The 4,783-nt window shown below is 68.9% G+C and carries 5 protein-coding genes; 2 read left to right on the forward strand and 3 right to left on the reverse strand.

All coding sequences use genetic code 11. The features are described from left to right. Positions 1 to 432, forward strand: a 432-nt coding sequence (locus H0W38_RS16695) for a SpoVR family protein (RefSeq protein WP_292456127.1), incomplete at its 5' end; no start/stop codon positions are given. A gap of 120 nt (positions 433 to 552) precedes the next feature. Here the strand turns inward: H0W38_RS16695 and H0W38_RS16700 are convergent. Both H0W38_RS16700 and H0W38_RS16705 read right to left on the reverse strand, forming a co-directional pair. Beyond that, positions 553 to 1,101 carry a hypothetical protein gene (locus H0W38_RS16700; RefSeq protein ID WP_292456128.1) on the reverse strand — a complete coding sequence of 183 codons (549 nt, stop codon included), beginning with the start codon at positions 1,099 to 1,101 and terminating at the stop codon, positions 553 to 555. Positions 1,102 to 1,194: 93 nt separating this feature from the next. Beyond that, positions 1,195 to 2,610 carry an FAD-linked oxidase C-terminal domain-containing protein gene (locus H0W38_RS16705; protein ID WP_292456130.1) on the reverse strand — a complete coding sequence of 472 codons (1,416 nt, stop codon included), beginning with the start codon at positions 2,608 to 2,610 and terminating at the stop codon, positions 1,195 to 1,197. Positions 2,611 to 2,753: 143 nt separating this feature from the next. On the opposite strand from H0W38_RS16705, the gene H0W38_RS16710 reads away from it, so the two are divergent. Further along, positions 2,754 to 3,335 (forward strand): cob(I)yrinic acid a,c-diamide adenosyltransferase, encoded by a 582-nt coding sequence (locus tag H0W38_RS16710; RefSeq protein WP_292456132.1) that lies wholly within the window; start codon positions 2,754 to 2,756, stop codon positions 3,333 to 3,335. Positions 3,336 to 3,526: 191 nt separating this feature from the next. On the opposite strand, the gene H0W38_RS16715 is transcribed toward H0W38_RS16710, so the two are convergent. Further along, entirely contained in the window at positions 3,527 to 4,645 is a 1,119-nt protein-coding gene (locus tag H0W38_RS16715) for a 3-deoxy-7-phosphoheptulonate synthase (RefSeq protein ID WP_292456134.1), read from the reverse strand. Positions 4,646 to 4,783 lie beyond the last annotated feature (138 nt).

Consider the following 4,783-nt stretch of genomic DNA (forward strand, 5'->3'; position numbering starts at 1 on the left):
AGCGACTGGCTGGCGACGCTCGACCATGCGATGCGCAACTTCAAGGACGAGAGCTTCATCGGCCAGTACCTGTCACCGCGGCTGATGCGCGAATTTCGCCTGTTCGCGATCAAGGACGATTCCGACGAGCCCGAACTGGAGGTCAGCGCCATCCACGACGAAGCCGGCTACCGCAAGGTGCGTGAAGCACTCTCCCGGCAGTACGATCTGGGCTCGCGCGAGCCCAACATCCAGGTCTGGGGCGTCAACCTGCGCGGCGACCGCTCGCTCACCCTGCGGCACACGCAGCACAACGCCCGCCCCATGGGCGATGCGACGCAGGAAGTGCTCAAGCACGTGGCGCGGCTCTGGGGGTTCGACGCACACCTGGAGAGCGTGGACAGCGAGGGCGAAGTCGAGAAGCGCTGGACGGTGATGGGTCCGCGGCACTGATCCGTCTCATTGCGGGCCAAGTGCCCACCCCCTGCTGCGCCTGCGGCCGCCATGTCCACAAGCCGGTTCCTGGTCAGGGCGCCCGGCGAATACCGGAGCTAGCGGTCGCTCAACGGCTCATCAGGCGGCGCCGACGCTTTTCAGCACCCACACGCCGGCGGGCGGCAGATTGCCCCACACCACCTCGCGCAGCGTCCATTGCAGCCGGCTCGCGCGCGGCAGTGCGAACGGTGCGCGGGGTTGGTAGGTGTACTGCACCAGGCGGCGTCCGGGGTGTGCCTCGACGAACACCAGCAGCGACTGCACGGTGGTCGTGCGCAAGGGCTCGGGCAGGCTGCGAAAGGGCAGCGACGACACCAGCACCGTGTCGCCAGGCGCCGCGGTGCGCTCCTGGAGCACCTCGTGAGCGGCTGCGCAGCTGAGCTCGACGTCGGGAAAGCGTCGCTTGAGGCCGGCCGCGAGGTGGCGTTGCAGCTCCACGGCAAGCAGCGGCGTATGCGGCGCCACGGCGCGCAGTGCGGCGGTCACCGCGCCGGTCCCGGCGCCGAGCTCGATGACCGCGCTTGCCGATCCCACCTGCTCAGCCATTGCGCACGCCAGCCGGCGTGACGAAGGCGCCAGCGCGCCGACCAGCGTGGGACGCGTGAGCGCCAGGGCGAGGAAAGCCATGTTGATCATGTCGACGGTGGTCCCCAGCGAGGGCCGCGCAGGCGTGAGCCGGCGCAAGCAGGTGTTGCCACGGGCCACCCCCCGGTCAGCGGCTCACAGCACAAAAACCTTGCCCGGATTGAGGATGTTGTTCGGGTCGAACGCGCGTTTGATGCCCTGCATCAGCGCCACGCCGCCCGCGCCGGCTTCGTCGATAAGAAAGCCCATCTTGTGCAGGCCGATGCCGTGCTCGCCGCTGCACGTGCCCTCGAGCCGCAGTGCACGGGCCACCAGCTGCGCATTGAGCCGTTCGGCCGTCTCGCGCTCCTGCGGCTGCAGGGGATCGATCAGATAGCCGACGTGGAAGTTGCCGTCGCCCACATGGCCGACGATGAAGTAGGACAGGCCGCTGGCATCGACCTCGTTGACCGTCTCGTCGATGCACTCGGCCAGCCGCGAGATCGGCACGCAGGTGTCGGTGGTCACGGCGCGGCAGCCCGGCCGCGTCTGCAATGCCGACAAGTAGGCGTGATGGCGGGCGGTCCACAGCCGCGTGCGCGCCTCGGGCGTGGTCGCCCAGTCGAAGTCCTCGCCGCCGAACTCCGCCGCGATGGCCTGCACCGTCTCGGCCTGCTCCTGCACGCTGCCCGGGCTGCCGTGGAACTCCATCAGCAGCAGCGGGGCCTCGCGCAGGCCCAGGCGGTCATGCGCATTCACCGCTCGCACGGCATGCGCGTCGAGCAGCTCGCAGCGCGCGATCGGCACGCCGGTCTGGATGATGCGGATCGTCGTGCGCACCGCCGCGTCGATGCTCGGAAAGCTGCAAACCGCCGCGCTGATCGCCTCGGGCAGCGGATGGAGCTTGAGCGTGATCTCGGTCATCACGCCCAGGGTGCCTTCACTGCCAACGAACAGCCGCGTCAGGTCGTAGCCGGCGCTGCTCTTGCGTGCGCGGGTGCCGGTGCGGATGGTCTCGCCGCTTGCCGTGACCACCGTCAAACTCAGCACGTTCTCGCGCATCGTGCCGTAGCGCACGGCGTTCGTGCCGCTGGCGCGGGTGGCGGCCATGCCGCCGATCGAGGCGTCGGCGCCGGGGTCGATTGGGAAGAACAGGCCCTCGTGGCGGATGTGCTCGTTGAGGTGCTTGCGGGTCACGCCGGCCTGCACGGTGATCGTCAGGTCCTCGGCATCGACGCGCAGCACGCGGTTCATGCGGCTCAGGTCGAGGCTGACGCCGCCTTGAACCGCCAGCAGGTGCCCTTCGAGCGAGGAGCCGGCACCGTAGGCGATCACGGGCACCGCATGCGCATTGGCGAGCGCGACGACGAAGCTCACCTCCTCGGTCGACTCGCAATAGACCACGGCATCCGGCGGCGGCACGTCGAAAGGCGATTCGTCGCGGCCGTGCTGCTCGCGCACCGCTCGGGCGGTCGAGCAGCGCGCGCCGAAGCGGGCTCCGAGCGCGTCCAGCATCACGGCGGGTATCGGCCGAGGAGCCAGCTGGGGCAGCAGTTCGACCGGAGCGTTCATGGGGGCGGTTCTCCTGAGCGGCCTTGCGTTGCGGCGCAATTGTAGGGAGCCGCCCCGGCCGCGTCGAAGTGGTGATCCAGGCAAGGCTTGCGCTCTTGTTCGAGCGCACATCGTTGACCCGGGGGCGCTGCTAGCATCGACGCATGGCCCATCGACTGTCCCAGATCGCCACGCGCACCGGCGACGATGGCACCACCGGCCTGGGCGACGGCAGCCGCGTCGCCAAGGATCACCTTCGCGTCCAGGCGATGGGCGACGTGGACGAGCTCAACTCGACCCTCGGCGTGCTGCTGTGCGAACCCTTGCCGGCGCCGGTGCGCGATCTCCTGGTCGACATCCAGCATGAGCTGTTCAACCTGGGCGGTGAGCTGTCGATCCCGGGCTATGCGCTGCTCAAGGACGAGGCGGTGTTGTCGCTGGATGCTGCGCTCGCCGAGCACAACGCCGCGCTGCCGCGGCTGCAGGAGTTCATCCTCCCGGGCGGCACGCGCAGCGCCGCGCTCGCGCACGTCGGCCGTACCGTAGCGCGGCGCGCCGAGCGCACCGTGATCGCGCTGGCTCGCACCGAGCCCGACGCCGTGCGTGGGGCGCCGCGGCTGTACCTCAATCGACTGAGCGATTTGCTGTTCGTGCTGGCTCGGGTGCTCAACCGGGCGAACCTCGACGGCCTGGGCGGCGACGACGTGTACTGGCATAGCGCGAGGATGCAGGCCAGCCCGGACTGACGGAGCGGTGGGCCTCGGGCGGGCCTTGCGCTTTGCGAAACATGCGCCCGCGTGTTTCAGGCTGGGTTTTCCTCCACCTTACGTTGTGCCGGCAAAAGGGCATCCCATTCGGCAAGGCTGCGCAGCCACGTTCCCGCTCGCGGGGACCTTGCTTCACAGCGGCTGCCTCGTTCGGCGGCGCGGGCAGGGCACTAGCCGCGCCGCGCCTTCACCGCCCCACTCAACACCTCCAGCACCGCCAGCGAATCGTCCCAGCCGATGCAGGCATCGGTGATGCTCTGGCCGTAGGCCAGCTGAGTGGGGTCGTCGCGGCCGGCGCTGAACTTTTGGGCGCCGGCGTGGAGGTGGCTCTCGACCATCACGCCGAACACCTGCCGGCTGCCGCCGGCAATCTGCTGACCGATATCCTTTGCCACCTCGACCTGTCGCTGGTGTTGCTTGGCGCTGTTGGCATGCGAGCAGTCGACCATCAGGCTGGCCGGCAGCTTGGCCGCCGTCAGATCGGCGCATGCCGCCGCCACGCTGGCGGCGTCGTAGTTCGGCGCCTTGCCGCCTCGCAGGATGACGTGACAGTCCTTGTTGCCGCGCGTCTCGACGATCGCAACCTGGCCGTTCTTGTGCACCGACAGGAAGTGGTGCGGACGGCCGGCCGACTGGATCGCGTCGGTGGCGATGCGGATGTTGCCGTCGGTGCCGTTCTTGAAGCCGATCGGCGCACTCAGGCCTGAAGCCAGCTCCCGGTGCACCTGGCTCTCGGTGGTGCGCGCGCCGATTGCGCCCCAGGAAATGAGGTCGCCGATGTACTGTGGCGAGATCACGTCGAGAAACTCGCTGCCGGCCGGCAGGCCCAGGCGGCCGATCTCCATCAGCAACTGGCGGGCGATGCGCAGACCCTCGTCGATGCGAAAGCTCTCGTCGAGGTAGGGGTCGTTGATGAGGCCCTTCCAGCCGACCGTGGTGCGCGGCTTCTCGAAGTACACGCGCATCACGATCTCCAGCGTGCCGGCGTAGCGGTCCCGCTCCGCCTTGAGCTTTCGGGCGTAGTCCACGGCGGCCACCGGATCGTGGATCGAGCAAGGCCCCATCACCACCAGCAGCCGGTCGTCAGTGCCCGCCATGATTTCGCGGATGGCGCGCCGGGTGTTGCCGACCAGCGCCTCGACCGGCGTGCCGCGCACCGGAAAGAAGCGGATCAGGTGCTCCGGGGGCGGCAGCGGCATCACGTTTTCGATGCGCTCGTCATCGGTCTGGCTGGTCTTGTCGGCGGGCGGGGCCCAGCCGTCGGGGGCGTTGGTGGACAGGGCATTCATCGGTTTCTCCTGGCGACGAGTCGGTAGATACAAAAGCAGAGGCGAAAAAAAACCGCCGAGGGACAGGCCCGGCGGTTGGGGGTTCGGCGGCGCTTTCTTGCTTAGGCGCTGGCCTCTCCTCCGCCGGAGCGGTGCGAG

The sequence above is a fragment of the Methylibium sp. genome, assembly GCF_013817365.1.
In the GTDB taxonomy this organism is placed as follows: domain Bacteria; phylum Pseudomonadota; class Gammaproteobacteria; order Burkholderiales; family Burkholderiaceae_C; genus Methylibium.

Excerpts from the sequence above, each read along its gene's own strand:
- H0W38_RS16700 (WP_292456128.1), bottom strand. The coding sequence starts at position 1,101 with ATGGCTTTCCTCGCCCTGGCGCTCACGCGTCCCACGCTGGTCGGCGCG.
- H0W38_RS16705 (WP_292456130.1), bottom strand. The coding sequence starts at position 2,610 with ATGAACGCTCCGGTCGAACTGCTGCCCCAGCTGGCTCCTCGGCCGATA.
- H0W38_RS16710 (WP_292456132.1), top strand. The coding sequence starts at position 2,754 with ATGGCCCATCGACTGTCCCAGATCGCCACGCGCACCGGCGACGATGGC.
- H0W38_RS16715 (WP_292456134.1), bottom strand. The coding sequence starts at position 4,645 with ATGAATGCCCTGTCCACCAACGCCCCCGACGGCTGGGCCCCGCCCGCC.